Here is a 24,820-nt window from a genome sequence, read left to right as displayed (position 1 = left end):
CCTACGTTGGGAGCACACGTTGGCACCTCGCATCCGCACGAGAACCCGCACGAGGCGACTCCTCGGCGTCGTCGGCGTCACCGCCCTGGCCACCGGGGCGGCCCTGGTCACCGCCCCGCCGCAGTCGGCCGCCGCGGCATCCGCAGCCGTCACGGTCCGGCCCGACCCCTCCTACCAGCACGAGAAGTTCGAGGGCTGGGGCACCAGCCTGGTCTGGTTCGCCAACGCCACCGGCGACTACCCCAAGGAGATACGCGAGAAGCTGGCCAAGCTCCTCTTCGGCGACGACGGTCTCGCCCTGAACATCGCCCGCTACAACATCGGCGGCGGCAACGCCCCGGACGTCAAGGACTATCTGCGTCCCGGGGGCGCGGTCGACGGCTGGTGGAAGGCCCCGGCGGGCACCACCCGCGAGGACACCGACTGGTGGAGCGCCACGGACCCGGCCGACTGGAACCCGAAGGCCGACGCCACCCAGCGCTGGTGGGTGGACCGGATCAAGAACGACGTCGACCACTGGGAGACGTTCAGCAACTCGCCGCCCTGGTTCATGACCGAGAGCGGATACGTCTCGGGCAACTTCGATGCGGGCACCGACCAGCTCAAGACCGGGTCCGTCGGCGATTTCGCCTCCTACCTGGTGGGCGCGACAGAGCGGCTCGAGAAGGCCCACGGCATCAAGGTGGACACCCTCGACCCGTTCAACGAGCCCAACACCGATTACTGGGGCACCCGCCTGGGACCTGACGGCGAACCGGTCGGCGGCCGTCAGGAAGGCGCCCATATCGGCCCCGAGCTCCAGCAGAAGGTGATCGGCGCACTCGACCCGGCACTCAAGAAGTCCGGGACCGGCGCGGAGATCGCCGCGATGGACGAGACCAACCCCACCACCTTCACGCGGAACTGGAACTCCTACCCGCAGCAGGTCAGGGACGCCGTCGGGCAGATGAACGTCCACACCTACGGCACCGAGGGACGCACCAGCGTGCGCGACCTGGCCAAGGCGGCGGACAAGCCGCTGTGGATGAGCGAGGTCGAGGGCGACTGGGGCGACGGGCAGGACTTCGACGACATGCGGCCGGGCCTCGGCATGGCCCAGCGGATGGTCGACGACCTGCGTGAACTGGAGCCGAAGGCCTGGGTGTTCTGGCAGCCGGTCGAGGACTACGACAACATGAAGCCCGGCGGCGAGTCCGCCAAGGGCGGCAACTGGGGCAGCATCCAGCTGCCGTTCAGCTGCACATCCAAGGACACCCTCGAAACCTGCCCGATCCGCACGAACACCAAGTTCGACACGGCCCGCAACTTCACCCACTTCATCAAGCCGGGCGACCGGCTCGTCAAGGTCGACGACACCTCAAGCGCCGCCGCCGTCTCACGGAAGGGCGACGGAGCGACGGTCGTCCACGTCAACAGCACGACCGCCGGGCGTGCGGTCACGGTCGACCTGTCCAAGTTCGGCCACGTGAGCGGCGGAGCCACCGTGACGCCCGTGGTGACCAGCGCCGAGGGCAAGCTCGAACGGCACGACGCCATCGACGTCCGCGGCAACAAGGCCACCTTCGATGTGCCCGCCCAGTCGGTGACGTCCTTCCTCGTCAAGGGGGTCTCCGGTGTCGCGAAGGACGCCGCCCTGCTGCAGAAGGACCACACGTACGAGCTGACCGGGGCACAGAGCGGCAAGGAACTCACCGTCGCCGACAACGGCACCGGCCTGGTCATCAAGGCCAATACCGACGCGGACACGGCAGGGCAGCGGTGGCGGCTGCGCCAGATCAGCGGTGACACCGGGAATCAGCGGCGGTACGTGTTCACGAACCCGGCCGAGGGAAAGCGGCTGGCCGTCCGTGACGGCGCCCCGGTGGTCGAGCCCGACACCGGCCCCCGCGACAAGGCCGTCCAGTGGATCATGTCCACGACCGGCGACGGCACATGGACCCTCGTCAACGCGGCCACGGGCCGGCTCCTGGAGGTCGGCGGCCAGGCCACGCACGACGGGGCGGCCGTCACGACGTGGACACCGAACTCCGGCGCCAACCAGCGCTGGAAGGTGTCCGATGTGACGACGGTCCGGGGCGGTTCACAGCGGAGGTAGCCCTCCCGCGCCCCCGCGTACGCCTCGCGGGGCGCATCCAGGACTGAGGGGCGCATCCAGGACCTGGGTGCGCCCCTTGGCGGGTGTTCGTTCGGTGCGGCGGATTCACCCATCGGGCCCCCTGCGGTGTGTGGCGCCCCCGCGTCTCCGCGAACCTGGTCGCAGGCCCTGTCTGATGGTGATGGGAGAACGGCCTTGCCGGGGGTACCCGGCCGCATCAGCGCCGTGATGACCACGCACCGCGGCCGCGCGGTGGCGCCCCGCCGGTCCATCAGGAGGAAAGATGACCACGCAACGCCGGACCGTTGACGAGTCGTACTGGATGGCGACGACGCCCGGTACCGGGTATCCGGCCCCCGGTGAGGATCTGACGGCCGACGTGGCGGTCGTCGGCGGCGGCATCGCCGGCCTCTGCACCGCCTGGGATCTGGTCCGCGCGGGCCTCGACGTCGTCGTCCTGGAGGCGGACCGGATCGCGGCCGGCGTGAGCGGCTGCACCACCGCCAAGCTGACCGCCGCGCACGGCCTCATCTACGCCGGCCTCGAGGCGAGGCACGGCGCCGACGACGCCCGGCTGTACGCGCTCTCGCAGCAGGAGGCGGTCGAGCGGACCGCTGCCCTCTGCGCCGATCTTGGCATCGACGCGGAGCTGGAACGTGCCCCCGCCTTCACCTACGTACAAGACCCCGGACGCGTCGACGAGATGAAGCAGGAGGCGGCGGCGGCGCGCCGGGCCGGACTCGACGCCTCGTTCGTGACCGAGACGGAACTGTCCTTCGACATCGCGGGCGCGGTGCGCGTCGACGGCCAGCTGCAGTTCCATCCGCGGAAGTTCCTGCTGGCCCTGGCCGAGCACATCACCGGCGCGGGGGGACGCATCTTCGAGCGGGCCAGGGTCACCGCGCTGCACGACGGCGCGCGCTGCCGCCTGACCACCGAATCCGGCGCCACGGTCCGGGCACGCGACGCCGTCATCGCCACGCACTACCCGATCTTCGACCGCACCCTGCTCTTCACCCGGATCAAACCCCGCCGGGAACTGGTGATCGCGGCGCCCGTGCCGTCGGACGCGGCGCCCACGGGCATGTACATCACGCCGGAGGGCGGAACCCGTTCACTGCGCAGCGCTCCCTACGACGACGGGCGACGGCTGCTCATCGTCACCGGGGAATCGTTCGAACCGGGTGCGGGCGGCGTTCGTGAACGGTTCGACCGCCTGGACGCCTGGGCGCGCGAGCGCATCCCGCACTTCGCCGAGGCGGCCGACGCCTATCGCTGGGCGGCGCAGGACAACGACTCCGCCGACCATCTGCCGTACGTCGGCCATGCCCACCCCGGGACCCAGCACGTCTTCGTCGCCACCGGCTTCGGCGGCTGGGGCATGAGCAACGGCGTGATGGCGGGCCGTCTGCTCACCGCCCATATCGCGGGCGGGCCGCGACCGGCCTGGACCGACCTGTACGACCCGCGCCGGCTGCCCCCGATGCGCGACGCGGGTCAGCTCGCCTCGTACCAGGCGGCCGCGGCGAAACACTTCGTCGGCGACCGGCTGCACACCAGCCATGTCGACTCGCTGACCGACATCCCGCCCGGCAGCGGAGCGGTCGTACGCCTGCAGGGCAAACGGTGCGCGGTCTACCGCGACGAGAGCGGGCACGCCACCGCGCTCTCCGCGCGCTGCACCCACCTGGGATGCCTGGTGCAGTTCAACGACGCGGAACGGGTCTGGGAGTGCCCCTGCCACGGCTCCCGCTTCGCGACGGACGGCTCGGTCCTGCACGGGCCCGCCACACATCCCCTGGAACCGCGCGAGACCCCGGATGCCCCGGCCTAGGAGAGGGTCTCGCTGTGGTTGCTGTGGACGGCTTCACCGACCGCCTTGACTACCCGATGTATGTGGTGACGGCGGCCGCCGACGGTGCGCCGGCGGGCTGCCTGGTCGGTTTCGCCTCGCAGTGTTCGCTGAATCCGCCGCGCTTCGTGGTGTGGCTGTCCCGGGCGAACCACACGTATCGAGTGGCCCGAGGCACCGCGTTCCTCGGCGTGCATCTCCTCAGGCGCGATCAGCACCAACTGGCCCGGCTGTTCGGTGGGGAGTGCGGCGACCGTGTCGACAAGTTCGCCCACGTCCGGTGGGAGCCGCGCACGGGCGGGGCTCCCGTGCTCACGGACTCCTGCGCCTGGTGGGTCGGCAAGGTCGAGCGGCACGCCGACTGGGGAGATCATGTGGGCTTCCATCTCACTCCGGTGGAGGCGGGCGCGGACCCGCCGCCGCACGAGAAGCTGCTCCGCCTGAGCGACGTCAGCGGCCTCACCCCCGGCCACCCGGCATGATCCCTGAAGGGCGGCCCGGCAGGACTATCCTTGAGCGTGACAAGAACCAACGGCAGCCTGTGCCCTCAGCTGCTGGAGGTAGCCATGAAAGGCGAACACCCCGGCCGTCGCGGGCACCCGCACCCGGAACACCCGCACTCGGAGTCCGGCATCCCGAGCCCTGACCCGCGCGCCGATCCTGACGCCGGTGAGCTCCCGCCGCACACGTACCGTGCCCATCGCCTGCGCCACCTGCTCACCTACGTCTACATGCCGCTCTTCCTGGCCTTGGCCGTGCTCTTCGCGGTGTGGGCGACGCGTTCCCTCAGCGGCGAACCTCCGAGCCCCTGGGCGTTGGCGGGCCTCGCCGTCCTCTTCGCGATCCTGGCCCTGCTTGCCCTTGCCGTTCACTCGGCCCTGCACCACCGTCACCAGGACCGCACCGGCCCTCGCCACTGAACAGCCGGTCCGCCCTCACTCCTCCTGGCAGAGGCAGAAGGGGTGTCCCGCAGGGTCGGCGTAGACACGGAAGCCCCGCTCCCCGCCTCGGTCGTCGAGGTCGAGCGGCGTCGCCCCCACCGCGAGCACCTCCTGCTGCGCCTGCTCCATGTCCGAGACCGTGAAGTCGAGGTGCAGCTGCTGCGAGTCAGACGCCGCCTGCGGCCACTTGGGCGGGCGGTGGTCCGGGGCGCGCTGGAAGGAGATCCGGGCGCCGCCCGTGGCGTACAGGTCGTACCAGTCCTCGTCGTACTGCCGGATCTCACCGCCGAGCACGGCCTGGTAGAAACGGGCCAATGGCTCGGGCTCGGGGCAGTCCAGCGCAACCAAGGTGTAGGTCGCGATCGCCATGGACGATTCGCCTCCCGCGTCGAGACGTGCAGAGGGGAATCGGGTTCCCCGTTTTTTCACCGTAAACCCGCCGCTGTTCCTGTGCCTCTCAGGGCCCAGGTGCAGGGGGAATGAGAGGAATGAGACAAGCCAGTGACCTCGGTCACAAATGGGTAGCCGAATGAACACAGAGGGTTTGCGCAAACCATGGCAGATGGGTGGGCGTGCCGATCGTCGCGCAGGTCGCAGGGGTGGCGCAAAGGGTGGCGCGGACCAGCTCGCGAGAGGCGAACTCGCGCACGATATTTGCCATAACCGGAAACCTACTCTCCGTTAAAAATTGCGGTGGCGTGCATTGCACGAACAGGCCCCCGGGAGCGGTTTCCTTCTCGACAGGAGCAACGAGGCTCCAGGCGTCGGCAGTTGACGAGCGGGGACGAGTTACTGCCCGGCGCTGTGTGAGATCAAAGGGATCACAGGTGACACTCGACGACGTTGCCAGCCTTGTGCTGGCCTCGGCAGCGGCGGCTCGGGCGTTCGCGCCCGACGTGCGCTCCGGTCTGCGGCGCCTTCTGGGTGCCGGGGTCCGGGTGGGTGCAGCGACCCTCATCGAGCAGCAGCCCGCAGCCCGCTCCGAAGCCGCCGTTCTGGACGAAGGGGGCCGCCGATGACCGGGCAGCCTCCCGACGACCGTGGGGAGCGCGCACTGCGCGAGCCGAGCGAGGTGATGCCGCCGGCGTTCTGGGCCTTCCACCAGCTGTACCACCAGGCCTACTTCGAGTACGCCCATGTGCAGTTGGGTGACAAGGACGCCGCGGACCGGCTGGTCGACGCCACCTTCGTCTTCCTGGCTGTCATTTGGCAGCGGGTCACCGCCCAGGGGAATCTCGAAGCATTCGCCTGGACCCTGTTGAAGGAGCGCGTCGCCAGCGAACTGGAAGTACAAGGCCGCGAGGCGGCCGCATTGGAGACCCTGGCCTTCGAGCGCGCCGTGCGTGCGGCCTGCGAACCCATCTTGGACAGTTTTCGCCAGGAATTCCGTGCGCAGGTTACCGAATTGGAGGACGGCCTGGGTCTCTATCAGGCTATGGCACAACTGCCGGAGCGCCAGTTTGATGTCATGGTGCTGCAGTTCGCCCTCGGCTTCACCACGAAGCGCACCGCGCTGGTGATGGGCGTGTGCCAGGCAACTGTTCGCTCCACCCGTCGTGCCGCCAAACGGAAGCTGGCGACGGATCTGGAGCTGGCGATCGCCGAGGACGTCGACGATGAGGAGTGAGCCCATCATGCGCCCGCAGGAACCGCGCACCATCGAAGAAGCCCTTGCCCGGGCCCGGATCTTCGAGGGCGACTACACCGCGGCACATCAGGCTGCTTCCCAGCGGCGCATCACCGAGCAACTCCTGGAACTGCGCTGGATGCAGACCCTCGCCGAACCCCACACCGGCTCGGCCCGGCCGGCCAGGGCACCCCTGCTGCTGCACGAGCAGGCCGCCGTCGACCTGCGGGCCCTGTGCCAGGGCGTCATCCATGACGACGACGCCGTCCACCGCCTGGCCCGCTTCGACACCTTCCGCGACTCCGGCGGCGCACTCGCCTTCGCCTGCCTCCTCGTCCTCGCCGACCGGGAGGAGGGAGCCCAGTTCTGGCTCCAGTTCGCCGCAGGCGGCGGCGAAGCCACCGGCGCTCTGTGCCTGTACCTGCTGCACCTGCGCCGCGGCGAATGGCGTGACGCCCGGCACTGGGCCCAGCAGATGTCCGCTCTTGAGGACTGGCCCAGCCAGTACACACCAGTGCCCCATGAGGTCGTCGACGCGGCCCCCGCGACGTGCGGCGGGGTCAAGGTCTACATCAATCTGCCCGATCACGGCGCCGCCATCCCCGAATCGGCGGTCAAGGGCGCCATGGAGGATCTGGACGTCGATCAGGTGGGCGACTTCAACGCCGTCCCACAGCCGAGCCCAGAACTGGCACACCAACTCGAGGATCTCGTCACGGCCGGCCGCTGAGGCAAGGATCGGCGGCCTCGCCGGAGCCGGCAGCCGTCGCGTACGCGGCGCTTCACGCGGCGCTTCACGCGGCCTTGGACAGGGCGGACCGGTCCGTCCTTGCCACGTGCCGGGCGGGTGTCACGGGGCTTGTCGTGGCTCCTCGTCCGTCGTGGCGCGGCCACAGGAGGCGGGCGCCGGCCGCTCCCGCTCCCGCAAGGACCGCGAGGACGGACCAGGCAAGGGTGAAGCCGGCGTTCGTGCCGAGCCATCCCGCGACGGGGTAGGTGATCAGCCAGGCCAGGTGCGACAGGGAGAACTGCGCCGCGAATGCCTCGGGGATCGCGTCCCGCCCGACGGAGGCGCGCAGAACCTTGCCGGTCGGCGTGATGATCAGCGCCATGCCGATGCCGATCACGGTCCAGATGATCGCCGTACCGGTCCATGTGATCAGACCGGCCGCGATGAGCGTCACCGCGGCGGTCGTGCCGCCGACGAGGACTCCGGCGCCGGTCATCATGACGGTGCGGGCGGCGATCCGGTCGAGAACGCGGGGCAGTACGAGGGCGGTCAGGAGGGTTCCGGTGCCGGAGGCGGCGAGCATCCAGGCGACGTCCGACTGCGAGCCGCCGAGCTCGTCACGGACGTGGTTGACGGTGTTGACGACGATCGACCCCGCCGCCGCGACCACGAGGTTGAGCGCCATGATGCCGCGCAGCCGCGGCGTCCTGAAGAAAGTCCTGATACCTGATGCCGCCTTGTCCCATGCCTTGGTGTGGGTACTGGGGCGGGCGTCGGGGATGCGTGTCGACAGGACGAGCAGGGCGGAGACGAGGAATCCGGCGGAGGTGCCCAGGAACAGCCGGTCGAAGCTCATGAACGTCAGGGCGACGGCTGCGAGTACGGGGCTGAGCAGGCTCTCCATGGTGGAGGCGACCTGGGAGGCGGACAGGGCACGCGTGTAGTCGGACTCGTCGGTGACGATGTCGGGGATGACGGCCTGGAACGTCGGGGTGAACGCCGCGGAGCCGGCCTGGAGCACACCGATCAGGACGTAGATGTGCCAGACCTCGGTGACCAGCGGCAGTGCCAGGACCACCGCACCGCGGACCACGTCGAGGAGGACCAGGAGAGTTCTCCTGGGAAGCCGGTCGACGTACGCGGCAGCCAGCGGGGCTATGACCACGTACATGACCATCTTGATGGTCAGGGCGGTGCCGAGGACCATGCCGGCGCGAGGTCCCGCGAGGTCGTAGGCGAGCAACCCGAGGGCCACTGTGGTCAGTCCCGTACCGAAGAGGGCGATGACCTGGGCGCTGAACAGGTGGCGGTAGTCGCGGACGGCGAACAGACGCATGGCGGGTTCCTTCCGTGTCCGTGCGGCGGGGCACGGCCCCTGGGTGGGGGCCGTGTCCCGCGACTACAGGCGGGGGTGTCTTCTCTACGCATCGGTGGCGGTCCGTACCGTGAACTCGGCTGTCCTGACGACGTCGTTGTGCTGGAAGTCCAGGTACAGGCGGTAGGTGCCGGCCGTAGGCGCGACCGCCATGAAGGCGATCCCGGGACCCGGCGTGGTGGTGCCGTCACCGGGTTCGCCCTCCGGGTGGACGTGGAGGTAGCCCAGGTCGCCGACCCGCAGTGCCACCAGGTGCCCGTACGCGGCCAGGTAGGGCTGCAGGTCGGTGACGGGGCGGTCGTTCCGGCTGACGGTGAGGGTCAGTTCGCTCGCCTCGCCGGGCAGGAGTTCGCCTTCGAGCGCGACGGTGTACTCGCCGATCTGCGCGATCCCGGTGGCCGCGGGGAGCGGCAGCGGGTCGTACGACCCGGCGACCGCGACGTCGATTCCCAGCGTCATGGTCCCGTCGTGGCCGGCCGGGTGGATGTCGGCGAAGAATCTCCAGTCCCCCGGTTCCAGGGCCAGTTCGACGCTCCAGGTGCCCTTCTCGTCCCTCACCGGGTGCACGTGCTGGAACCCGGCCGTGTCACGCCGGACAGCGATGAAGTGCAGTTCCTTCTCGTGCTCGGTCACGAACTCGGTCACTGGCTGCCCGTCGGGGCCGATCACCCGGAAGCTGACCGGCTGCACACCGGCGGCGAGGATCGTCGATTCGAGCTGGAGGGTGTAGCCGTTCTCGGAGACCGCAAGCCCACCGGGCTGGGCTCCGCCGTGGCCGCCGTGGCCGCCGTGGTTGATCTGGTCGTGGCCGGAGTGGTTCCTCATGACGTCTCCAATGGTGTGATGGGGGTATTCCGGTACCCCGACAGTGGCGTGCGGTCGGCAAGCAGGTCACCGGCTATACGCCGAGCTGCTCGCCCGTGGACTGCGGGGCGTCGACCTGCTGTGCGGCAGCCGTAGCCTTGTCGCCGCGCATCACGAGGAGGGTGATGACGCCGCCCGCGGCGGCGATCCCGGCGGCGCCCAGGAACGCCGCGCTGAAGCCGTCGGTGAGCGCCGGGAGATTGCCCAGCTGTCCCGCGCCCTGCGAGGCGGCGAGGGCGGTCAGGGCTGCCAGACCGAGGGCCGAGCCGACCTGGTAGGTGGTGTTGACGATTCCGGAGGCCAGACCCGCCTGCTCCTGCGGGGCACCGGACATGGCAGCCATCATCGCCGGGATGTACGCCAGCGACATGCCGAGGGCCGCGACCAGCGAGGCGGGCAGGACGTCGACCACGAACGAACCGGTCGGCTCGACGGCCGAAAGCCACAGCAAGCCTGCCGCCAGGACGAGCAGTCCGCCGCCGATGAGCGGCTTGGAGCCGAACTTCGCGAGCAGCTTCGCGGTGATCGCCGTCATGAAGATCATCAGGAGCACGGTCATCGGAAGCAGCGCCGCGCCGGAGGCGAACGCCCCGTAGCCGAGCACCTGCTGCAGGTACAGGTTGAGGAAGTACCACATCGGGATCCATGCGGCGCCGAGCAGCGCCATCGCCAGGTTGGCGGACCCGAGGCGCGGCACCCGCCAGATGCCGAGCGGCATCAGCGGCTGGCCTGTCGACTTCTGGATCACGAAGAACAGGGCCAGCAGGGCAGCGGCGCCCACAAGCTGAAGAACGGTGGTGCCGGATCCCCAACCGACGTGCTCCGCGCGGACGATGGCGAACACGGCGAGGGCGAGACCCGCGGTGACGGATGCGGCACCGAGTACGTCCACTCGTCCGCGGCGGGACTCGACGACGGGCAGCAGCTTGGTGGCCGCGAGGGTGGCGACGCCGATCGGGACGTAGATGATGAAGATCCAGGGCCAGCTGAGCCACTCGGTGAACACACCGCCCAGGAAGACTCCCGCCGTGCCGCCGGCGGGTGCCGCGGCGCCATAGAGCGCCATCGCCTTGCCCAGCTCCTTCGGGTCGTGGGCGAAGAGGATCATCAGGAGCGTCATGGCGGCGGGCGCGATCAGCGCACCGCCGACACCTTGTACGGCGCGACCCACGACCTCGACCCAGGCGCTCTGCGCGGCCGCGGCAACGACCGAGCCCGCTATCAGGACGACCCAGCCCGCGTTGAAGACCTTGCGGGCGCCCAGGAGGTCGGAGAGCCGACCACCGAGCAGCAGGAGACCGCCGAAGGCGATGACATAGGCGTTGAATACCCACTGCAACTCACCCTGGGAGAAGCCGAGTTCACGTTGCATCTCGGGGAGCGCCACTCCGATGATGCTGGTGTCCATGATCACCATGAACTGGGCGGCGGCGAGTACGAGCAGCGCCCACCAGCGCCTTGGGTTGACTGTTGACATGATCCCATCCCCTTGCTCACGTACCCCGTGGGGGTATCTTCGAACGGGAACTTAACATACCCCTAGGGGGTATGCAACGGGCGCCGGTCATTTGTGTAAGCGCACTCGGGGTGGGGACGGGCGGCATGGTTGCCGCCCGTCCCCACCCCCTGGTGCGTGCGGGGTCGGTCAGGCCGTCGCGGGCTGAGGTTCGGGCGCAGGGCGTGTCAGGCGTCCGGTCCGGTGCAGGCCGTAGAGGGACGCCGAGCAGGCCAGCCCGAGGCCGAGGAGGGCGAGCCAAGGCAGCGCGGACATTCCGGCGGCCCGGGCAGCGTCGAGGGCCGCGCCGGTGAGCAGGTTGCCGAGCGTGATGCCGATTCCGCAGATGGTGTTGTAGAGGCCGTAGTGGGTGGCGACGAGTCGGTCACCCGAGAGCCGGACGATGGTGTCCATCTCGAAGGGGTACGCGATCATCGTGCCCAGCGCCAGCATGAGTGCGGCCAGCATGGGCGGTACGGCGGCGAGCAGCCACCGGCCGATGCCGTCGTCCGGCACCGGAACGGCGGTCGCGGCCAGGAGCGGTATGAACGCCGCTCCCATGATCAGCAGGCCCCAGGCCAGGGCGCGGCCGGGTTCCAAGTGCTCCTTGCACCAGGCCGTCACACGGGTTTGGCAGAGAATCGTGGTCAGGCCGGAGGCGGCGAAGAGCAGTGCCACGGCAACGGTGCCGAACTCGCCGCCGCCACCCAGGCGCCGCACTTCGAGCGGCAGCGCGAGGTAGACCTGGAAGGAGAGGACGTACGAGCCGATCATCGCGGTGGAGAAGAGCAGGAACGCCCGGTTGGCGATGACGCCGCGCCACTGCGCCAGCACACTCTCCCGCCCACCGGCGCCATCGCCTGCGGGATCGTCGCCCCTGCGGGCGGGCAGTGCACGGATCTGCACCACGCTCAACAGGCCGAAGATCGCCGCCGAAACCAGGCAGGTGACACGGAAGTCGACTCCGGTGAGCAGCATCCCGACGAGCGGGCCGAGCAGGATGCCCGCCTGGTAGAAGACGTTGAACAGGGCGAACGCCTCGACCCTGCGCTCACCCGCGTCCGCCGCGAGGTAGGCCCGTACGGCAGGGTTGAACAGGGCGCCGGCGAAGCCCGTGGCCGCTGAGGCCGCGATCAACGCCGCGACCGAGTCGACAAGACCGAGCGTCGCGAAACCGACCGTGCGCAGAACACATCCGGCGACGATCAGCGGCTTGTAGCCGAACCGGTCGGCGAGGGTGCCGCCGATGAGGAACATGCCCTGCTGGCTGAAGTTCCGCACCCCCAGGACGAGCCCGACCAGCCAGCCCGCGAGACCGAGCGACCCGGACAGGTGCTGCGCCAGGTACGGCATCAGCATGTAGAAGCCGAGGTTGATCGTGAATTGGTTGGCGAACAGGAGTTGCACGCTCCGGTCGTAGGAGCGCACCTGCGCGATCGTGCCCTTCACTGGTTCCCTCCTTCGAGCTCATCGGCCTTGGCAGGCGGGGAGAGCGGATCGGCGACCTCGGCGCAGCGGGTCCAGCGGGTCACTTCCTTCTCGTCGGGGCGGCCCACCACCTCCGGCTCGGGAGCCGGGACCACTCCCAACAGCCCCTGATCGGCGCAGTACTGATCGTCGTAGACGGTTTCCAGATAGCGCTGAGGCCCGTCAGGGAAGATCGCGACGATCCGTGTGTCCCGAGGCTGCGTACGTGCCAGCCACCCGGCCACGAGCGCGACCGCGCCGACGCTCCAGCCGCCCGTGGCGTAATGCGATGTCGCCAACTGCCTGCAGGCCCAGACGGATTCGGCCGGCGCCACCCAGTGCACCTCGCTGAAGTTCTCGTACGCGACATTGCGCGGGTAGATGCTGGATCCGAGCCCCCGCATGAGCCTGGGCCGGGCGGGCTGCCCGAAGATGGTCGAGCCGACGGTGTCCACGCCCACCAGGCGCATGTCCGGGTACAGCTGGCGCAGCGCCCGGGAGATGCCCGCGGAGTGGCCCCCGGTACCGACACTGCAGACGAGTACGTCCACATGGCCGATCTGGGCGGCGAGTTCGAGGCCGAGCGGAGTGTAGGCGGAGACGTTGTCGGGGTTGCCGTACTGATCGGGGCACCAAGCTCCGGGCTCCCGCGCGAGCAGCTCGACGACCCGGTCCCGTCGGGCCTGCTGCCAGCCTCCGGTGGGGTGCGGTTCGGGCACCATGTCGACCGTGGCGCCGTACACGGCAAGGAGACGGGTCATGGACGGTTCCAGGCCCGGGTCGGTGACGAGGGTGACGGGGTGCCCGTAGACCATCCCGGCCAGGGCGAGGCCGAGCCCCAAGGTGCCACTGGTCGACTCGACGATCGGGCGGCCCGGCAGCAATTCACCGCGGGCACGGGCCCGTTCGACCATGTGCAAGGCCGGGCGGTCCTTGATGCCGCCCGGGTTGAAGCCCTCCAGCTTGGCCCAGAAGCCGCGGTCGGGCGGGGTGAACGGCTGGGCCACCCGAAGGACGGGTGTGTTGCCGACGAGCCCTGGAAGGCTGGATCCGGCAGGAGTGAAGTCACTCGTGGTCAGAGAGTGCATCTGATTCGCTCTCATTTCGCTGTAGTAGCTGCGCGGGTGCTCGTCTCGCGCTGCTCGCCCGTCAGGCGAGCGGCGCGGCGGATCGACTGCGGCCGACCGCGAAGGCGGCTCCTAGATCAGCCACCTGCACAGGACGGCCGGCCTGGTCCGGCCGCCATCCGGTATCCGGCTGCGCGCAGCGCCGAAGTACTCAGCGATGAGGGGTGTGACAGGGGTCGTCGGGTTCTCGAGCCCGCTCGCGTACGGCAGACCGCGTACGGGAGCAGGAGCGGTTCCGGCGGTTCCGGGATCGGAGACGGAGCAGCCGGCTGGTGACTCGGGTCCGTCGAGCACCTCCGCCGTGCGCCGCTCCTCGGGCGGGGTGAGTGTTCGCGACATGGCACCGAGGGGGCCCGTCGACTGCTCACCGGCGTGCGCCGTCTCGGCGGCGCACTGCACCAGAGTGAGCAGAAGAACGGTCACCGCGGTCCATGCGAGTCGGCGCTTCCACAGCACCTGGGCTCGCGATATGGCCCAACTCCCCAGGGGCGAACTCGCCCATGAGGAAGGGGACATCGGTTCAGCAGAGCAGGGCGGCACAGATCCTCCGTGCGGCGGCTGCCCCTGCCGGATGGTCCAAGGCAGGGCAGCGATGGGCGGGGGGGGTGACGACGAGCCGTCGAACCGTCCCCGAGCCATCCGGTGGAAGGCACGCGAGGGAAGGTCAGACGCCGGGAACCGGCCGACGGGAGGAAGCACGACGACGGCCTCGGGCCGCATCGGCAGGCCTCAGCGAGGCGTCGACCGATGGAGAAGGGGCGCTGACCTAGATACGTAGAACTGGAGACTCCGCCGCGTGCGGTATCGGAACGACGAAGCCCCGCACGGCTGATGGGCGGACATGCACGAGCGGCGGCACCACGGTTTCCGCCGCCGAACTCAGCGAAGTGAGGCACGGCAGCCCGAGCGCGGGGCTCTGCGACGGCTGGCCAAGACCGCATTCATCGAGGGCGTGCTGCTGCCCGTGGCTGTCGCCGCCGTGGTGATCGACCGGCACTTCGGCCGGGTAATGCGTGGCGATTGCAACAGGCTGCCCCGGCCCGGGTTCAGCGTGGCCGCCGATCGCCGTCGAGGCCCCGCTGCCCGACGCGACGTGACCCGCTGTGCTCTCGGGGCTGGCCGCGTGCGTGTACAGAAGGCTGAAGAGGATCAGGCCAAGGCCCAGCAGGCGCAGCGGGATCGCAGTTGAGCGACTCCGCAATGCGCCGCAAGGAGACCAGGCCGTAATCACGCCGTGATCCTAACCTCTGCCTGTCTGACTGACGTAAGGGACGGCGCGAACAGCGAGTGATCAAGCCATATGCGCCCCTTCGGGACGGCGCGGTGCGCCCGGCGGAGATGCCCCGCCGAGTGCACCGCCTGCCGGACGTTGTCCTGTTCCGTCAGCCTGCTCTCCGAAGCCGCGGCCCCCCGGAGCGGAGTGGGTTCGACGCAGGGAGAGAAGGATCAGCAACGCGAAGGCAGCGAACGCGGCAGCCGTGCGCGCGTAGTTGAACGCCTCCCAGCGAGCCAGGATCTCGGCGTGATCGGCTGGTGCCGAGGTGGCCGCCCACTGCTTGATACGGCCGTTGATGGGGACATTTCCCAGACGCGTGATCAGGAAGGACACCACAGCGAGGAGCCCGGCCCCACCGGCCAGCCGCCGTGCGGTGCCATGCGTCATGGCGGCAAGCGCGAGAGCGCTGAGCGCCGACAAGCCCATGGCGCCTTGCATGGTGATGCCGTTCATCTGCATCAACTGGGCATGGAAGGCCAGCCTCATGTCGAGCGGTACGGCGTTGAAGGTGGGGACGAGATTGGCCGCTCCATAGCCGAACGCGCCTGCGAGAGCGCCGGTGGACAGGAGGGCGAGCCCTTGCACGATCCGGATACGCCCACGGATCACTCCCCCATCTCCAGTTCTGCGGGAGTGAGGGACCGTGTGAGCTGCTCGGCTCGGCGCAGCAGGCCTTCGGGGGTGAACTGCGCGAACATGTGGACTCGCGTGGATACCGGTCCGCCCTTACGCATCTGAGCGTGAATCGTAAAGCGGGCGGCGATCCGGTCGCCGTCCGCGAACGCCTCGTGCATCTCGAACCGGAACTCCCGCAGGTTCTTGCGTACCGGGCGGAGATGAGCGAGGAGTCGGCCCCAGTCGAGCCGTACCCCGTCGGCGACCTGCACGACGTCGCGGGTGTAGTACCTGGACATCAGGTCAGAGGCGTCTTCCGAGCCGTGCACCACGGCCTCGGTGAAGGTCGTGAAGAAGTCGGCGATGAACTGCTCGGGAGGTTTCGCGTGGAGAGGGTTCACCGTGCTCCTGCCATGAGTGGGGCTGCACGCCGCAGCGATCTCTTACAAGCCTGTAAGGTATAGCGAGGCATCTATTTCTGACAAGGGTGTAAGAGTTGACTGCTTTCGAGACTCCGGGTGACGCGTCGCGGACACAGCCTCGCCGTCGCGCCGACGCCGAGCGCAGCAGGGCCGCAGTGCTGGACGCCGCCCTCCGACTGCTGGCCGAGCGGCCCGACGCAGGAATGGCCGCCATCGCCACCGCGGCCGGCGTGACCCGCCAGACCGTGTACGCACACTTCGGCACCCGCGACGCACTACTGGACGCTGTCGCCGACCGGATCACGGACCAGGCCATGGCCGCGATGGACGAGGCGGAGGAGAACGGAGGGCCCGCCCTGGACTCACTGTTGCGACTCCAGGACATCGGCTGGCGCCTGTTCGAACACAACCCGGTACTCCTCCAACTCGGGAGCAGCCGCTCCCGAGCCGACGGCGACGCCGACGCCGACCAGGCCCGGCATGAGCCCGTCACAGCCCGGCTCACGCGGCTGATCGAGGAGGGCCAGGCGTCAGGCGAATTCGACCCCGCACCGCCCGCCACCTGGCTGGTGGCCGCAGTCACCGCACTGGGCCACGCAGCGGGCGCCGAAGTCGGGGCGGGCCGCATGCCGGCGGAGGAGGCGGCGACATGGCTCCGGACCGCCACACTCGCCCTCCTGGGGGTCGGCCCCCGAAACTCGGCACTCTAGGCGGCTCGCGCGCCCCATGGTCACCCGGGCGCGCGAAGGTCCGACCGCGGGGGACGTTGCGGCCGGGCCTGTCAGTGGGTTGGTCAGCGGCGCCGGAAGAGGCAGACGAGTGCCGTTCGTTCGCCGGTGAGCGCCTTGCCTTCGGAGGCAGCCATGTTGGTCAGCGTCCAGCCCTGCGCTTCGATGGCTTCGATCTGCTCGCCGACGCCACTCATGATGCCGGTGGAGCGGTGGCTTGCGTTCGCTTCAATGATCTTGAAGGTGAGCACTTGCCGCCCAGCGGTATAGGCCTCAGCTGCGACTCTGTTTGCCTCGTTGGCCTTGGCGTTGTTGATGAACCCCATGTGTACCCCCCAGGTACGGATGATGAGAGAGGCCCACATTGCCAGCGGATGATGATCGATAGGCGGCTATCTGCCGATCCCGGGCATGAGCAAGGCCCGCACTGGGCGGGCCTGTTGTTTCCGGGCATGTCGGATCGTGTCGCCCACTGACGGGCGGATCTTGTCGGTGGGCACCCCAGACCTGCCCAAGTCTCCCGCTGTCTACGCAGGTTGGCCCTGTGACCCGCAGCTCCAGGACGAGCGGTCCGCAACCGAGTGAATCTTGATCAGAACACCGCCAGGCACTAACACAGAGTGAACGGGCGTAGCCATCCTGTCCCAGGAAAGATCCCTCCCCCAGAACGGATTCCTCGTATGCGCATGCGTCGTTCGCTCGGACTTCTGGCCGTCACGGCCGCCATCACGCTCGCCGGCAGTGCAGGTACCGCCTACGCCGAGTCGACTCCCCTGGAGCCCGGCCACGTACAGGCCATGGCCATGGAGGGCGAGGACACCCTGCAAGTGAGGGACAACGCCGAAGAGCGCCTCGTGGTCGGGGACGTCGTGGTCGAAAGCCGCGCCATCCGAGGCACGTGCGGTGGCCACGCGTGCGGGGGCGGCTGGCTCAGCTGACCCTTCGAGGCCGCCGGGCTCTGAAGGCCTGGTAGGCGCGTGATTCCCGGCCGCCGCGGCGCGGCGGCCGGGTACCCCTCTCCGACGAGCGTGCCTTCAGTCAGGGCTGCTCCTGGACCCGTGCGATGAGCAGGGCGACGTCGTCGTGGCCGGCAGGGTGCCGTAGGGCTTTCAGGAGCCGGTCGCAGGTGTCTTCCAGTGAAGCGTCGGGGATGGTGTCGAGGTGGGTGAGTAGGGCGTGCAGGCGGGTGTCGATGTCCTGGTCGCGGGTTTCGACGAGGCCGTCGGTGTAGAGGACGAGTCGGTCACCAGGGTCGAGATCGACGGTGGTGGTGCGGAAGGTGACGCCGCCGACGCCGAGGGGTGCGCCGGTGGGCAGGTCGATCAGCTGTGCTGGCTGGCCGGTGCGGATGAGGACCGGGGGCACGTGTCCGGCGTTGGCGAAATGGCACCGTCGGCGGTGGGGGTCGTAGACCGCGTAGGTGCAGGTGGCGATGTAGTGCTCCAGGCCACTGGTGATCTTGTCCAGGTGGTGGAGCACCTGTGCGGGGCCCAGGTCGAGTTCGGCGAAGGCGCAGGTCGCGGTGCGCAGGCGTCCCATGGTGGCGGCGGCGTCGATGCCGTGGCCCATCACATCGCCTACGACCAGCGCGGTCCTGTCGTGAGCGAGGGGGATGACGTCGAACCAGTCGCCGCCCACTTCGTTGCTGGACCTGGCGGGCTGGTAGCGGGAGGCCACCTCCAGGCCGACCAACGGTGGTGGGTGATCCGGCAGCAGGCTGCGTTGGAGGGTGATGGCGGTGTTGCGGACGCTCTGGAACCAGCGAGCGTTGTCGATGCTGACGGCGGCGCGCACGGCCAGCTCTCCTGCCAGCACGGCGTCGTCGTGGTCGAAGGGCTGAGGGTTGCGGGTGCGTTTGAGGTCCAGGGCGCCGATCACTTCTCCGCGGGCGATCAGTGGTACGGCGAGGTAGGAATGAACGCCGGCGCGGCGCAGGAGGGTGGCCGCATCGGCGTCGCGCGCGATCCGCGGCAGGTCGTCGGCTTTTACGTGCGGGATCAGGACGGGCCGGCCGGTGCGGACGCATTGCGTGACCAGCCGGTCCGGATCGTAGGCGGCGATGGTGCCGGGCCGGTCCGCCGCGTCGGCGGCCTCGCTGGGACGGGCGGTGGCCAGGGCCAGCGCCCGGAAGACCGTATTGCCGCCACGGCCCCCTGCCGAGGGGCTGCCCTCCAGGAGGGAGTCGAGGATGTCGACGGCGGCGACATCGGCGAAATCGGGGATCGTGAGGTCGGCGAGCTCATGGGCGGTCTGATAGAGGTCGAGGGTGGTGCCGATACGGACGGAGGCATCGGCGATCAGCGCGAGGCGGTGCCGGGCTCGGTCGGCTTCCAGGGTTGCCTGGTGACGTTCGGTGGTGTCCACGACCGAGAGAGCGATGCCCAGCACGTGCCCGTCCGAGGCATCCAGCCGGTAGTACGACGTGGACCAGGCATGATCGTTGCCCGGGTCCGCCGGGGTGCGGCCGATGCTGGCCTGGTCGACGATCGAAGTGCCGGTGCGAAGGACCTGGCGCATCGCGGTCTCGACCGCATGGACGTCCAGGGTGGGCAGGACGTCGCGGAAGCGGCGGCCGAGGTGTCCCGCTGCGGGGATGCCGTTGATCCGCTCGAGGGCGGGGTTGACCGTGACGTAGCGAAGGTCGGTGTCCAGCACGGCCAGCCCGATGGGGGACTGCGAGACGAGCCTGGTGGACAGGGCCAGGTCGCGCTCCACCGTACGCAAGGCGTCCTGGTCGCTGGCCAAGCCCAGCGCGTACAGGGCTCCCTGGCCATCCTCCAGACGCATGTTGCGGAATTCGACCAGGCGGGTCGTGCCGTTCTTGTGCCGGATCGGGAAGGCTCCGGCCCAGGTCTCGCCGCTGTCCATGACCTCGTCGAACAACCGGGTGACCAGGTCCAGGTCGTGTTCGTGGACCATCAGACGACCCGCGTACTGACCCAGTGCTTCTCCGGCGGTGTAGCCGAACAGTTGCTCGGCCTGCGGGCTCCACAGCATGATCCGACCGTCGGCGTCCAGGACCACGGCGGCGATACGCAGCAGGTCCATCAGGCCGCCGGGCGCGGCCTGGCCGGCCTTCGGCCGTTCTGGCTGCGGTCGCCGAGCGTGCGTCGCGCTCATCCCCAGCCCTCCTTTCGCCCGCGGGTGCCGCGTCGGCTGGGGCCTGCTTTCTCCCATGGTCCGCCCGAACCGCTCAGTAACCCAGCCCAGCTCAGTAACCCAGCCCAGCCACGCCCGCCCGCGGAACGGCAGGGAGGCTGCGCGACGGCGAGTATGCCGTTCCGATGACGGTTTGTCCTTTGGCGGAGCTTGCCTCGCGGCCGGACTCACCGCATCTTGTGGAACGCATCCAGGGGGCTTGGTGCCCAAACCCCTCCATCGTGGCTCGCACCACCTGGCGCTACTACCTTGATACTGGCCTTAATCTCACCAGGAGGTACCCATGAAGATGCTGATCAACGTGGCGGAGACCGTCGTGGCGGACGCGCTGCGGGGTATGGCGGCCGCGCATCCCGACTTGACGATCGACGTGGAGAATCGCGTGATCGTGCGCAGGGACGCTCCCGTCGACGGGAAGGTGGCCCTCGTCTCCGGCGGCGGGTCCGGGCATGAGCCGCTGCACGGCGGGTTCGTGGGGCCGGGGATGTTGTCGGCCGCCTGTCCCGGTGAGGTGTTCACCTCGCCCGTGCCGGATCAGATGGTGCGCGCCGCGGCCGCCGTGGACAGCGGGGCGGGGGTGCTGTTCGTCGTGAAGAACTACACGGGGGACGTCCTCAACTTCGACATGGCCGCCGAGCTCGCCGAGGACGAGGGCATTCAGGTCGCCAAGGTCCTCGTCAATGACGACGTGGCCGTCACCGACAGCCTGTACACGGCCGGGCGGCGTGGCACCGGGGCGACGCTCTACGTGGAGAAGATCGCGGGAGCGGCGGCCGACGAGGGCATGCCGTTGGAGCGGGTCGAGGCCATCGCGCGGCAGGTGAACGAGAACGCGCGGAGTTTCGGAGTCGCACTGAGTGCGTGCTCCACGCCTGCCAAGGGCAGTCCGACCTTCGATCTGCCCACCGGCGAGCTGGAGTTGGGCGTCGGGATCCATGGCGAGCCCGGGCGTGAGCGGCGCCCGATGATGACGTCCAGTGAGATCGCGGACTATGCGGTGAACGTCGTGCTCGAGGATCTCCGTCCCCGTAATCCCGTGCTCGTGCTCGTCAACGGCATGGGGGCCACTCCCCTGCTCGAGCTGTACGGCTTCAATGCCGAGGTCCAGCGTGTCCTCGCCGAGCGTGGTGTCGTCGTGGCGCACACGCTGGTCGGCAACTACGTGACCTCGCTGGACATGGCCGGGGCGTCCGTCACCCTGTGCCAGGTCGACGAGGAGCTGCTGCGGCTCTGGAACGCTCCGGTGCGTACCGCGGGGCTCCGCTGGGGTATCTGATCCCTCAGCCGTCACCACGTACGACACACGGCCATGCGTACTCAACTGTTCTACCGCGTTCTACCGCGCAAGGAGTTTCCGTGCTCGATGCCGCATTCTTTCGTCACTGGCTGACCTCGGCCGCCGCTCTCGTCGACCGGGAGGCGGAGCGGCTCACCGAGCTGGACTCGCCGATCGGCGACGCCGACCACGGCAGCAATCTGCAGCGCGGTTTCGCCGCCGTGTCCGCCACCCTGGAGAAAGAGGCGCCCGCCACGCCGGGGGCCGTACTCACCCTGGCGGGGCGGCAGTTGATCTCGACCGTGGGGGGTGCGTCGGGACCGCTCTACGGCACGTTGCTCCGGCGTACCGGCAAGGCTCTCGGTGACGCGGCCGAGGTCAGCGAGCAGCAGTTCGCGGACGCGCTGCGCACGGGCGTCGACGCGGTCAGCGCGCTCGGTGGCGCGGTGCCCGGCGACAAGACCATGCTGGACGCCCTCGTCCCCGCGGTCGACGCGCTCTCGGAGTCGTTCGGCGCGGCGCGCGACGCCGCCGGCGAAGGAGCTCTCGCCACCACGCCCCTGCAGGCGCGCAAGGGGCGGGCCAGTTATCTGGGTGAGCGCAGCATCGGGCACCAGGATCCCGGGGCGACCTCGTCCGCGCTCCTCTTCGACGCGCTCGCGCAGACCGCGGAGGCCGGCCGTGAATGACGACAAGATGGTCGGCATCGTCCTTGTCTCGCACAGCGGGCCCGTCGCCGAATCCGTCGCCGCGCTTGCCACGGGGCTCGCGGGCGGCGGGGCGACCGCGCCCGTGGCCCCCGCGGGCGGCACCGAGGACGGCGGCCTCGGCACAAGCTCCGAGCTCATCGCCCAGGCCGCCGCGAAGGTGGACCGCGGCGCGGGCATCGCGATCCTCACCGACCTGGGCAGCGCGGTCCTCACGGTGAAGGCGCTGATCGCCGAGGGCGACGAGCTCCCGGAGGGCGCCCGGCTGGTGGACGCCCCGTTCGTGGAGGGCGCGGTCGCGGCGGTGGTGGCCGCGTCGGCGGGCGCCGATGCCGCCGCGGTGGAGGCCGCGGCAGCGGAGGCGTACTCCTACCGGAAGGTGTGAGGCTCCCTGCTGGTCAATTCTGACGGAGGAACTGCCGGGCCAGCGCGTCACCTCGGGTGACCGCGGCCCGGTGGTTTTCGATGGGTGACACCTTGGGTCCCTGGAAGACGATGTAGGTGACGCCCGCGTCGGTGCCGCCCGACCTGGGGTCGGGGCGGATGCCGAGCGACTTCCCCGCCGCGTACGACGCCTCGCCGATGAGGTCGGTGGGTCCTGTGTCGCCGACGACGGCGTACGTGACCTTGTTGCCGTGGATCACGGCGGCCACCGAGCCGCCCGTGATGCCGTGCTCGGCGTGGCTCCAGAGGCGGCTCGCGCCCGGCACGACGATGTAGGGGAGGCTCTCCGCGCTCAGCTGGCGGCCGCTGGATTCCTGGAACGCGGTGGCGGGGAGGAACAGCGGGTCCGTGCGCCGGTTGCAGGCCTTGCCCGGGCGGCCGTCGCAGTCGATGTCCATGTCGGCCTTCCAGAACACCGCGCCCCGCTTGCCGCAGACGGGAATGGTCGCGTGGGCGCCGTCGTCCGTACGGTACTTGCCGCGCGAGACCTGTTCACAGGATCCGGCCTTGGCGAGGAGTGCGGCAGCGGACACGGATCCTTCCTGGGCGGCCGGAGTGGCTGAACTCCCCTTGCTGTCCCATGACTTGCGGGCAGGTGCGCTCTCCAGCGGATACGCCGCGGCGATCAGTGAGGCGGGAGCGAGCAGGGCGGCTCCGGCAGTTACTGCGAGCACCGCCGTTGTGGTACGCACGAGAAGAGACCTTCCCCAGGAGGAAACTGACGGACAGACACCCCAATCTGTCCCGAGTCGCACGTCCCGGCCACCGCTCAGGGTCCGGACGGTGCACGCGCGCCCCTTGATCCGCCCCGTTTCCCTGATGTGCGCCGCCCCCTTGATGTGCACCCGACACCTGTGTCAAATAGGTCCGGACCAATGCCGCCCGAGTGGAAGGCACGACCGTGCGACGGACCCCCCACCTGTCCACCTCCCTGACCGCCCTCCTGGCCCTCACCGGCTGCGCCCTCGCCGCCTGCACCCTCACCGCCTGCGCCTGGGGCGGCGACCAGGACGCGAAGGACGTGCAGCCCCCGACCGCCCCCCGAGGCGTCACGGTCCAGGCGGGCAGCGCCACCACCACGCACGTCATGTGGAACAAGGCCACGGACGACACCGGGGTCACCGGCTACGACGTGTACCGGGGCGCCACCAGGGTCGAGCGCGTGCCGGGCGGCAAGCACATGGTGGATGTCGTCGGCCTGAAGCCGTCCACCGCCTACACCTTCACCGTCCGGGCCCGCGACGCCGAGGGGAACGCCGGCCCGGCGAGCAAGAAGCTGACGGTCACCACGCCCGCCGCGGCCACGGCGGACCGCAAGCCGCCGTCGCGCCCCGGCTCCCCGCGGGGCGCGGTCGAGGGGAGCCGGGCGGTGACGCTGTCCTGGGGCGCCTCGAAGGACGACAAGGGGGTCGCCTCGTACGAGATCTATCAGGGCACGTCGAAGATCCACAGTGTGGCCGGGAGCGAGCGCGAGACCCTCGTCACGGGGTTGCGGCCCGGCACGGCCTACCGCTTCCGGGTCAAGGCGCTCGACGCGGCGGACAACGCCTCCCCCGCCAGCAGCGCCGTCCGTCTCACCACCGCGGCGGGCCGGGACGACGGGCGGGGCACGGCGCCGGCGGACTTCCGCGCGAGGACCCGCGAGGCCGACGGGGCGTACTACATCGACCTGGCCTGGACGCCGCCGCACACCGGCGGCGCGGTGGCGGAGTACCAGATCCACCTCGACGGCAAGAACGCCACCTCGCTGGTGTTCGGCGGCACAGCGCCCCGGAAGAAGGCCACGCACAGCTTCTATGTGGGCAGGCAGCCGGGTGACACGCACCGCGTGAAGCTCCGGGCCAAGCTCCCCGACGGGACGTGGGGCGGCTACTCCACCGCAAGGACGGTCACCACCGGCTGACACCCATGACGGCGGGTCAGCTGTCGGCCGTACGAAGGATTCCGTCACCTGCCCGGTGGCTGTCCGCATGCGGCATCGCCGAACGGCACGTTGGCTCGTCGTCAGGTAGCACGGGCGCTCCCCGACCCCCGGCGGCGCATGGGATGTACCGCCTCCCGTGCCACCGGAGGGCAGACTCATGCGTACTACTCAGATATTCGTCCGCTCCGGCCTGACCATCGCCGCCGCAGCTGCGCTTCCGCTGGCACTGACCACTCCGTCGGCGTTCGCCGCCGCAGGGATCACGGTGACCGCCACGGGATCGACGGTCACGGTGACCACGGCTGCCTGCCCCAACGGAGGTGACGCCTCGCTGATGAGCAACGGCCAGGCAAGCTTCGCCCAAGGCAGGCAAGTGTCACTGACGGGCGGCAGCGCCTCCTGGCGGAACGTCAGCACCGGCACCCATACGGTGGCGGTGGTCTGCGAGGACGGTTCGGCGGCCGGTTCCCAGACGGTCACCGTCGGGGCCACTCCGACGGCGTCGTCCACGACGGCGCCCGCGCGCGGCGTCCGAGGCGGCCTCGGGGGCGCCAGCGAGGACTGGGGCACGCTCACCCTCGCCGCGGGCGGGGTCCTCGTGGCCCTGGCCGCCGCCGGTGGTGGCGTCTGGTACCTGCGTCGCCGCGGCGCGCAGTACCGGCTCTGATCCAGGGCCACGAAGAGAGCGGCTGGCGC

General features: G+C 69.8%; 27 protein-coding genes. 14 read left to right on the top strand and 13 right to left on the bottom strand.

What is annotated here, in order from left to right; genetic code table 11:
* Positions 1–31: 31 nt before the first annotated feature.
* The 4 genes from ABD378_RS08565 to ABD378_RS08550 all read left to right on the top strand — a co-directional run bounded on the left by ABD378_RS08565 (position 32) and on the right by ABD378_RS08550 (position 4,867).
* Positions 32–2,095 (top strand): RICIN domain-containing protein, encoded by a 2,064-nt coding sequence (locus tag ABD378_RS08565; protein WP_344519925.1) that lies wholly within the window; start codon positions 32–34, stop codon positions 2,093–2,095.
* Positions 2,096–2,378: 283 nt separating this feature from the next.
* On the top strand, positions 2,379–3,929 hold the full coding sequence (locus ABD378_RS08560) for an FAD-dependent oxidoreductase (RefSeq protein WP_344519899.1): 1,551 nt from the start codon (positions 2,379–2,381) through the stop codon (positions 3,927–3,929).
* A 14-nt stretch (positions 3,930–3,943) separates the two neighbouring features.
* On the top strand, positions 3,944–4,429 hold the full coding sequence (locus ABD378_RS08555; protein ID WP_344519898.1) for a flavin reductase family protein: 486 nt from the start codon (positions 3,944–3,946) through the stop codon (positions 4,427–4,429).
* A gap of 84 nt (positions 4,430–4,513) precedes the next feature.
* Complete coding sequence (locus tag ABD378_RS08550) at positions 4,514–4,867, top strand: hypothetical protein (protein ID WP_344519896.1); 354 nt, start codon at positions 4,514–4,516, stop codon at positions 4,865–4,867.
* Positions 4,868–4,882: 15 nt separating this feature from the next.
* Here the strand turns inward: ABD378_RS08550 and ABD378_RS08545 are convergent, their stop codons facing one another.
* On the bottom strand, positions 4,883–5,257 hold the full coding sequence (locus ABD378_RS08545) for a VOC family protein (RefSeq protein WP_344519895.1): 375 nt from the start codon (positions 5,255–5,257) through the stop codon (positions 4,883–4,885).
* Positions 5,258–5,715: 458 nt separating this feature from the next.
* On the opposite strand from ABD378_RS08545, the gene ABD378_RS08540 reads away from it, so the two are divergent.
* Genes ABD378_RS08540 through ABD378_RS08530 form a run of 3 tightly spaced genes read left to right on the top strand, consistent with a single transcriptional unit; the run spans position 5,716 to position 7,245 of the window.
* Positions 5,716–5,907, top strand: a complete 192-nt coding sequence (locus ABD378_RS08540) for a hypothetical protein (protein ID WP_344519894.1) — start codon at positions 5,716–5,718, stop codon at positions 5,905–5,907.
* A complete protein-coding gene (locus ABD378_RS08535) occupies positions 5,904–6,515 on the top strand; it encodes an RNA polymerase sigma factor (protein WP_344519892.1) in 612 nt (203 codons plus the stop codon). Before ABD378_RS08540 ends, ABD378_RS08535 begins: the two co-directional genes overlap by 4 nt.
* A gap of 7 nt (positions 6,516–6,522) precedes the next feature.
* The gene (locus tag ABD378_RS08530; RefSeq protein WP_344519891.1) at positions 6,523–7,245 is read left to right on the top strand and encodes a hypothetical protein; all 723 of its coding nucleotides are present in this window, start codon (positions 6,523–6,525) and stop codon (positions 7,243–7,245) included.
* Between the two features lie 64 nt (positions 7,246–7,309).
* Here ABD378_RS08530 and ABD378_RS08525 read toward each other — a convergent pair whose 3' ends face one another.
* The 9 genes from ABD378_RS08525 to ABD378_RS08485 all read right to left on the bottom strand — a co-directional run bounded on the left by ABD378_RS08525 (position 7,310) and on the right by ABD378_RS08485 (position 15,865).
* Positions 7,310–8,581, bottom strand: a complete 1,272-nt coding sequence (locus tag ABD378_RS08525) for an MFS transporter (protein WP_344519890.1) — start codon at positions 8,579–8,581, stop codon at positions 7,310–7,312.
* 84 nt (positions 8,582–8,665) lie between these two features.
* Positions 8,666–9,445 (bottom strand): hypothetical protein, encoded by a 780-nt coding sequence (locus ABD378_RS08520; RefSeq protein ID WP_344519889.1) that lies wholly within the window; start codon positions 9,443–9,445, stop codon positions 8,666–8,668.
* Positions 9,446–9,518: 73 nt separating this feature from the next.
* The gene (locus ABD378_RS08515) at positions 9,519–10,961 is read right to left on the bottom strand and encodes an MFS transporter (protein ID WP_344519888.1); all 1,443 of its coding nucleotides are present in this window, start codon (positions 10,959–10,961) and stop codon (positions 9,519–9,521) included.
* A gap of 168 nt (positions 10,962–11,129) precedes the next feature.
* Positions 11,130–12,428, bottom strand: a complete 1,299-nt coding sequence (locus ABD378_RS08510) for an MFS transporter (protein ID WP_344519887.1) — start codon at positions 12,426–12,428, stop codon at positions 11,130–11,132.
* Positions 12,425–13,534, bottom strand: coding sequence for a PLP-dependent cysteine synthase family protein (locus ABD378_RS08505; protein ID WP_344519885.1), 1,110 nt, complete (start codon positions 13,532–13,534; stop codon positions 12,425–12,427). Before ABD378_RS08505 ends, ABD378_RS08510 begins: the two co-directional genes overlap by 4 nt.
* A 111-nt stretch (positions 13,535–13,645) precedes the next feature.
* On the bottom strand, positions 13,646–13,996 hold the full coding sequence (locus tag ABD378_RS08500; RefSeq protein WP_344519884.1) for a hypothetical protein: 351 nt from the start codon (positions 13,994–13,996) through the stop codon (positions 13,646–13,648).
* 343 nt (positions 13,997–14,339) lie between these two features.
* Positions 14,340–14,804, bottom strand: coding sequence for a hypothetical protein (locus tag ABD378_RS08495; RefSeq protein ID WP_344519883.1), 465 nt, complete (start codon positions 14,802–14,804; stop codon positions 14,340–14,342).
* Positions 14,805–14,864: 60 nt separating this feature from the next.
* Positions 14,865–15,458, bottom strand: coding sequence for an anthrone oxygenase family protein (locus ABD378_RS08490; RefSeq protein ID WP_344519882.1), 594 nt, complete (start codon positions 15,456–15,458; stop codon positions 14,865–14,867).
* On the bottom strand, positions 15,455–15,865 hold the full coding sequence (locus ABD378_RS08485) for a nuclear transport factor 2 family protein (protein ID WP_344519880.1): 411 nt from the start codon (positions 15,863–15,865) through the stop codon (positions 15,455–15,457). The genes ABD378_RS08490 and ABD378_RS08485 overlap by 4 nt, the downstream gene beginning before the upstream one ends.
* Before the next feature lie 95 nt (positions 15,866–15,960).
* Between ABD378_RS08485 and ABD378_RS08480 the strand changes: the two genes are divergently transcribed.
* Entirely contained in the window at positions 15,961–16,596 is a 636-nt protein-coding gene (locus tag ABD378_RS08480; RefSeq protein WP_344519879.1) for a TetR/AcrR family transcriptional regulator, read from the top strand.
* A gap of 83 nt (positions 16,597–16,679) precedes the next feature.
* Here ABD378_RS08480 and ABD378_RS08475 read toward each other — a convergent pair whose 3' ends face one another.
* Entirely contained in the window at positions 16,680–16,940 is a 261-nt protein-coding gene (locus ABD378_RS08475; protein ID WP_344519878.1) for a hypothetical protein, read from the bottom strand.
* Positions 16,941–17,294: 354 nt separating this feature from the next.
* Between ABD378_RS08475 and ABD378_RS08470 the strand changes: the two genes are divergently transcribed.
* Complete coding sequence (locus ABD378_RS08470; protein WP_344519877.1) at positions 17,295–17,552, top strand: hypothetical protein; 258 nt, start codon at positions 17,295–17,297, stop codon at positions 17,550–17,552.
* A 100-nt stretch (positions 17,553–17,652) separates the two neighbouring features.
* Here ABD378_RS08470 and ABD378_RS08465 read toward each other — a convergent pair whose 3' ends face one another.
* Positions 17,653–19,734 carry a SpoIIE family protein phosphatase gene (locus tag ABD378_RS08465; RefSeq protein ID WP_344519876.1) on the bottom strand — a complete coding sequence of 694 codons (2,082 nt, stop codon included), beginning with the start codon at positions 19,732–19,734 and terminating at the stop codon, positions 17,653–17,655.
* A gap of 322 nt (positions 19,735–20,056) precedes the next feature.
* On the opposite strand from ABD378_RS08465, the gene dhaK reads away from it, so the two are divergent.
* The 3 genes from dhaK to ABD378_RS08450 all read left to right on the top strand — a co-directional run bounded on the left by dhaK (position 20,057) and on the right by ABD378_RS08450 (position 22,141).
* Positions 20,057–21,049, top strand: a complete 993-nt coding sequence (gene dhaK, locus ABD378_RS08460; RefSeq protein ID WP_344519875.1) for a dihydroxyacetone kinase subunit DhaK — start codon at positions 20,057–20,059, stop codon at positions 21,047–21,049.
* Positions 21,050–21,129: 80 nt separating this feature from the next.
* Positions 21,130–21,738, top strand: a complete 609-nt coding sequence (gene dhaL, locus ABD378_RS08455) for a dihydroxyacetone kinase subunit DhaL (RefSeq protein WP_344519874.1) — start codon at positions 21,130–21,132, stop codon at positions 21,736–21,738.
* Complete coding sequence (locus tag ABD378_RS08450; RefSeq protein ID WP_344519873.1) at positions 21,731–22,141, top strand: PTS-dependent dihydroxyacetone kinase phosphotransferase subunit DhaM; 411 nt, start codon at positions 21,731–21,733, stop codon at positions 22,139–22,141. Before dhaL ends, ABD378_RS08450 begins: the two co-directional genes overlap by 8 nt.
* Before the next feature lie 13 nt (positions 22,142–22,154).
* On the opposite strand, the gene ABD378_RS08445 is transcribed toward ABD378_RS08450, so the two are convergent.
* Positions 22,155–22,892: a glycoside hydrolase family 75 protein gene (locus ABD378_RS08445; RefSeq protein WP_344519872.1), complete on the bottom strand. Its 738-nt coding sequence runs from the start codon at positions 22,890–22,892 to the stop codon at positions 22,155–22,157.
* A gap of 209 nt (positions 22,893–23,101) precedes the next feature.
* Here ABD378_RS08445 and ABD378_RS08440 point away from each other — a divergent pair, with 209 nt between their 5' ends.
* Positions 23,102–24,103: a fibronectin type III domain-containing protein gene (locus tag ABD378_RS08440; protein WP_344519871.1), complete on the top strand. Its 1,002-nt coding sequence runs from the start codon at positions 23,102–23,104 to the stop codon at positions 24,101–24,103.
* Positions 24,104–24,281: 178 nt separating this feature from the next.
* Positions 24,282–24,791 carry a hypothetical protein gene (locus tag ABD378_RS08435; RefSeq protein WP_344519870.1) on the top strand — a complete coding sequence of 170 codons (510 nt, stop codon included), beginning with the start codon at positions 24,282–24,284 and terminating at the stop codon, positions 24,789–24,791.
* Positions 24,792–24,820: the final 29 nt, after the last annotated feature.

This window comes from Streptomyces rectiviolaceus (assembly GCF_039533825.1).
Classification (GTDB): domain Bacteria; phylum Actinomycetota; class Actinomycetes; order Streptomycetales; family Streptomycetaceae; genus Streptomyces; species Streptomyces rectiviolaceus.
Note: the sequence above shows the minus strand (reverse complement) of the source record. Positions and strands in the feature narration are given on the sequence as shown.

What these genes read in the sequence shown, in the direction of transcription:
- ABD378_RS08560 (WP_344519899.1), top strand. Translation starts at nt 2,379, where the DNA reads ATGACCACGCAACGCCGGACCGTTGACGAGTCGTACTGGATGGCGACG.
- ABD378_RS08550 (WP_344519896.1), top strand. Translation starts at nt 4,514, where the DNA reads ATGAAAGGCGAACACCCCGGCCGTCGCGGGCACCCGCACCCGGAACAC.
- ABD378_RS08545 (WP_344519895.1), bottom strand. Translation starts at nt 5,257, where the DNA reads ATGGCGATCGCGACCTACACCTTGGTTGCGCTGGACTGCCCCGAGCCC.
- ABD378_RS08535 (WP_344519892.1), top strand. Translation starts at nt 5,904, where the DNA reads ATGACCGGGCAGCCTCCCGACGACCGTGGGGAGCGCGCACTGCGCGAG.
- ABD378_RS08530 (WP_344519891.1), top strand. Translation starts at nt 6,523, where the DNA reads ATGCGCCCGCAGGAACCGCGCACCATCGAAGAAGCCCTTGCCCGGGCC.
- ABD378_RS08525 (WP_344519890.1), bottom strand. Translation starts at nt 8,581, where the DNA reads ATGCGTCTGTTCGCCGTCCGCGACTACCGCCACCTGTTCAGCGCCCAG.
- ABD378_RS08520 (WP_344519889.1), bottom strand. Translation starts at nt 9,445, where the DNA reads ATGAGGAACCACTCCGGCCACGACCAGATCAACCACGGCGGCCACGGC.
- ABD378_RS08515 (WP_344519888.1), bottom strand. Translation starts at nt 10,961, where the DNA reads ATGTCAACAGTCAACCCAAGGCGCTGGTGGGCGCTGCTCGTACTCGCC.
- ABD378_RS08505 (WP_344519885.1), bottom strand. Translation starts at nt 13,534, where the DNA reads ATGCACTCTCTGACCACGAGTGACTTCACTCCTGCCGGATCCAGCCTT.
- ABD378_RS08475 (WP_344519878.1), bottom strand. Translation starts at nt 16,940, where the DNA reads ATGGGGTTCATCAACAACGCCAAGGCCAACGAGGCAAACAGAGTCGCA.
- ABD378_RS08470 (WP_344519877.1), top strand. Translation starts at nt 17,295, where the DNA reads ATGCGCATGCGTCGTTCGCTCGGACTTCTGGCCGTCACGGCCGCCATC.
- ABD378_RS08465 (WP_344519876.1), bottom strand. Translation starts at nt 19,734, where the DNA reads ATGAGCGCGACGCACGCTCGGCGACCGCAGCCAGAACGGCCGAAGGCC.
- dhaK (WP_344519875.1), top strand. Translation starts at nt 20,057, where the DNA reads ATGAAGATGCTGATCAACGTGGCGGAGACCGTCGTGGCGGACGCGCTG.
- ABD378_RS08435 (WP_344519870.1), top strand. Translation starts at nt 24,282, where the DNA reads ATGCGTACTACTCAGATATTCGTCCGCTCCGGCCTGACCATCGCCGCC.